At 63.8% G+C, this 2,853-nt stretch carries 3 protein-coding genes; 2 read left to right on the top strand and 1 reads right to left on the bottom strand.

Going from position 1 to position 2,853, the window contains the following annotated elements:
* Positions 1-44 precede the first annotated feature (44 nt).
* Positions 45-1,955: an ATP-binding cassette domain-containing protein gene (locus tag PMI29_RS00275; RefSeq protein ID WP_008004710.1), complete on the bottom strand. Its 1,911-nt coding sequence runs from the start codon at positions 1,953-1,955 to the stop codon at positions 45-47.
* A 50-nt stretch (positions 1,956-2,005) separates the two neighbouring features.
* On the opposite strand from PMI29_RS00275, the gene PMI29_RS00280 reads away from it, so the two are divergent.
* Complete coding sequence (locus PMI29_RS00280) at positions 2,006-2,470, top strand: TIGR02444 family protein (RefSeq protein WP_008004708.1); 465 nt, start codon at positions 2,006-2,008, stop codon at positions 2,468-2,470.
* A 120-nt stretch (positions 2,471-2,590) separates the two neighbouring features.
* On the top strand, positions 2,591-2,853 hold a 263-nt coding region (locus tag PMI29_RS32795), incomplete at its 3' end, for a hypothetical protein (protein WP_238541709.1).

Below are 2,853 nucleotides of genomic sequence, written 5' to 3'. Positions count from 1 at the left end.
CGGCTCGACCCACACCGCCGGCAACGGCAGTTTGAAGGCGTCCATCAGGACAGCGCCTCCAGCTCCGCCTGCATGCTTTCCAGCAATTCCAGAGCCTCCATCCACGCTTCTTCCAGCTCCGCCTCACGCACCTTCAGCCTGGCCTGTTCGGCCAGCAGATCGCGCAATTCGTTCTTGCGCGCCGGCTCGTAGATATCGCTGTCGCCAAGGCTGGCATCGATTTTCGCCAGCTTTTCGTGCAGCTTGCCCAGCTCGGTTTCAAGCTTGTCAGCTTCGCGCTTGTGCGGTGCCAGTTGCTGGCGCAACGCAGCAGCGGCCTGACGCTGGGCTTTCTTATCGGTCTTGTCCGGGTTGACCGGCGTGTTACTGACCGGGGCGTTACGCTGGCGATACTCCACCAGCCAGCGGGTGTAGTCCTCCAGGTCGCCGTCGAACTCCTCGACCTTGCCGTCCGCCACCAGATAGAAATTGTCGGTGGTGCTTTTGAGCAAATGCCGGTCGTGGGAGACCACCAGTACCGCACCACTGAATTCCTGCAGGGCCATGGTCAGCGCCAGGCGCATTTCTAGGTCCAGGTGGTTGGTCGGTTCGTCGAGCAGCAACAGGTTCGGTCGATCCCAGGCGATCAACGCCAACGCCAAGCGCGCTTTTTCGCCACCGGAGAAATTCAGTACCGGCTCGTCGATTCGCGCGCCACGGAAGTCGAACCCGCCGAGGAAGTCGCGCAGGGTCTGCTCGCGCTCGGTCGGCGCCAGGCGCTGCAAGTGCAGCAACGGGCTGGCCTTGGAATCCAGAGAGTCGAGCTGATGCTGGGCGAAGTAACCGACCACGGTGTTCTCGCCACGGGTCAAGCGGCCGGCCAATGGCGAGAGCTCACCGGCAAGGTTCTTGATCAGGGTCGATTTACCGGCGCCGTTAGGGCCGAGCAGACCGATTCGCGCTCCCGGGGTCAGTTGCAGCTTAACCTTCTCCAGCACGGCTTTGTCGCCGTAACCCAGACGGGCATCGGACAGGTCAATCAGCGGGCTGGAAATTTTCTGCGATTCACGGAAGACAAAATCGAACGGCGAATCAACGTGGGCAGCGGTCAACTCTTCCATCCGCTCCAGTGCCTTGATCCGGCTCTGGGCCTGACGGGCCTTGGTGGCCTGGGCCTTGAAGCGGGCGATGTAGCTTTCCATGTGCGCACGTTGCACCTGCTGCTTCTCGTACGCCTGCTGTTGCTGGGCCAGACGTTCGGCACGGGCGCGCTCGAAGGCACTGTAGCCGCCGCGGTACAGGGTGATCTTGCGCTGATCGACGTGGGCCACGTGGTCGACCACGGCATCGAGGAAGTCCCGGTCGTGGGAGATCAGCATCAAGGTGCCCGGATAGCTCTTGAGCCACTCTTCGAGCCAGATGATGGCGTCGAGGTCCAGGTGGTTGGTCGGTTCGTCGAGCAGCAACAGGTCCGAAGGGCACATCAGCGCCTGCGCCAGGTTCAGACGCATCCGCCAGCCACCGGAGAAATCCCCGACCTGACGATCCATCTGCTCGTTGGTGAAGCCAAGGCCTGCCAACAACTTGCGGGCGCGGGCGTCGGCGGTGTAACCGTCGGCGCTGTCGAGTTCCGAGTGCAGGCGGGCCTGTGCGGCACCGTCATGGGCCGCTTCGGCTGCCGCCAGGTCGCGTTGCACCTGGCGCAGGCGCAGGTCGCCATCGAGCACGTAGTCGACCGCCAGGCGTTCGAGGGTGTCGACCTCCTGGCGCATGTGGGCGATACGCCAGTCGGCCGGCAGGAAGCAATCACCCGAGTCCGGGTGCAGCTCGCCCCGAAGCAAGGCGAACAGGCTCGATTTGCCGGCGCCGTTGGCACCGATGAGGCCGGCTTTCTGGCCGGCGTGCAGGGTCAGCTCGGCGTCTTCTAGCAGACGTTGCGGGCCACGCTGTAAAGTCAGGTTCTGAAGTCGAATCATAATGGCGGCGGAGTCTACCAGCTTCGCTCGCAACTGGCGCGAGTAGCACTATGTCCTCTGACCTGTGGAGCTTTTCCCTGACCACTTACGCCCGTCCGGGTGTTGAGCAGGCATGCCTGCAATTGCAGTCGGCGGGAGTCAATGTGTGTCTGCTGCTGTGTGGTGCGTGGTTGGGACAACGAGGTGTGGCCTGCGATGAGCAACGCTTGCAGCAGCTTCGTAGTGTGGCCGTCTCGTGGGACACCGATGTCGTGCAGCCGTTGCGCGCCTTGCGCACGCAATGGAAAGCCGCGGCCACGCAAGACGCCGGGTTGCATACCCTGCGCGAACAAGTGAAGGCACTGGAGCTGGAAGCCGAAAGGCATCTGTTGTTGCGGCTGGAGAGAGCGGCGCAGAGTTGGCCGCAAGGTGCCGAGACCGATCTGGCGGCCTGGCTGGAAGGTGCGACGGCGGGTGCCGCCCACCTGCACCGCGACGCGCTGCATCAGCTGCGCGTCGCGGTAACCGGCACTTAGGAAGCGCTGGTCGGGGTGGAGATTGCTGCGCTCGGAACGGCGGCCGGCGTTGGTGCTGGCGTAGCTGTCGAGGTGGTAGCTGCCGGAGTGGATGTTGCGGCTGGAGCCGGGGAGGCTGGCTTGGCAACAGGCGCGGTCGCTGGCTTGGCGGCAACCGGTTTTTTCACTGCAGGTTTGGCCGCTGGTTTTGCAGCGGGCTTGACTGCGGCTGGTTTGGCTGCACTGGCAGTGGCCGGTTTGGCGGCTGGTTTTGCTGGCGCTTTCGCCGCGGGTTTTGCCGCTGGCTTGGCAGCAGGTTTCGCCGCGACAGGTTTGGCCGCCGGCTTGGCAGCTGGTTTCGCCGCTGCAGTTTTGGCTGCTGGTTTGGCAGCAGGTCTAGCGGC

Origin of the sequence: Pseudomonas sp. GM49, from assembly GCF_000282355.1 — a bacterium.
GTDB lineage: Bacteria > Pseudomonadota > Gammaproteobacteria > Pseudomonadales > Pseudomonadaceae > Aquipseudomonas.
This window is presented reverse-complemented; position numbering and strand designations above follow the sequence as displayed.

Bases quoted from the DNA above. Each gene is read 5' to 3' on its own strand.
- PMI29_RS00275 (WP_008004710.1), bottom strand. From the start codon at position 1,955: ATGATTCGACTTCAGAACCTGACTTTACAGCGTGGCCCGCAACGTCTG.
- PMI29_RS00280 (WP_008004708.1), top strand. From the start codon at position 2,006: ATGTCCTCTGACCTGTGGAGCTTTTCCCTGACCACTTACGCCCGTCCG.